Here is a 1,145-nt window from a genome sequence, read left to right as displayed (position 1 = left end):
ATTGAAGAAATGGTATCTGAATTGTCCGGAGTAACAAAGCAAAGACAAGGATCTATTTCTAGTAATGAGCTAGTGGGTAATGTAGAAAGATCTGTAGTTCAATCTGCTCATATTACTGAGCCATGGTTTTGGTTACATAATCAAATTAAAACACATGTATTATCAATGTTATTAGATAGTGCCAAGTTTGCATGGAAGGATGATAAAAAGTATTTAAATTATATATTTGATGAGGGTACTAGAACATTCTTGCAAATGGATGACAATTGGTCATATGAAGACTTTGATATTTTTGTAACTGACAGTACCAAAGAAAGTCAAGCCATTGAACAACTTAAGAGTCTTGTACAACCAGCTATGCAGAATGGTGCATCATTGTTAGATGCTGCTGAAATATTTACTAGTGACAATCTGAGTGTAATTAAATCCAAATTACAAGATATAGAAAACAACAGATTGGAGCAACAACAAGCAATGCAAGAGCAAGAAAATCAACAACAGCAGCAGCTTATTGAAATGCAAAATCAAGTTAAGGAAGAAGAGCTTATGCTTAAAGAAGCTGAACTTGATCTTACTAAATATAAGATTGATCAAGACAATGCTACTAAGATTACTGTAGCTCAATTAAATGCATACAGAGGATCTGAAAATATGGATCAAGATATGAATGGCATACCTGATCCTATTGAGATTGGTAATCAAGAAATAGCTAGACAAAAAGCTGTGTCTGATGCTATGAGCAAACAAATGGATTTAGCAAACAAGGCTAGAGCTGAAGAAAATAAGAAAGAACTTGAAAAGCGTAAAATTGCTGCACAAGAAAAAGCTGACAAATTAAAGGCCACCATCGAGAAAGAGAAAATAGCTCTTGAGAATAGAAAATTACAAGAAGCTAAAAGATTGCAGAAGATGAAAGATGATGCAGCTTATAAGAGAGAACAATTAAAAGCAAAGACTGCTTTAAAAAATAAAGTAGTTGGTGAATCTAAATCTAAAAAATAGGAGGACTAATTATGGCATGTAAAGGAGGCTCTAAAAAGGGCGGAAAAGGTAAACCAGGTAAGACAGGTAAGTAAATATTACTAGTATGAAATGGAAAGATTTATCTCTTAAAGAGAGAAAACAAATATACGATAGTGTCAGGG

At 33.3% G+C, this 1,145-nt stretch carries 1 protein-coding gene; it reads left to right on the top strand.

Features of this window, described 5'->3' with window-relative positions; genetic code table 11:
* On the top strand, positions 1–1,002 hold a 1,002-nt coding region (locus QZL64_RS12855; protein WP_296309682.1), incomplete at its 5' end, for a hypothetical protein.
* Positions 1,003–1,145: the final 143 nt, after the last annotated feature.

Source organism: Veillonella sp. CAG:933, assembly GCF_000431435.1.
In the GTDB taxonomy this organism is placed as follows: domain Bacteria; phylum Bacillota; class Negativicutes; order Veillonellales; family Veillonellaceae; genus Veillonella_A.
This window is presented reverse-complemented; position numbering and strand designations above follow the sequence as displayed.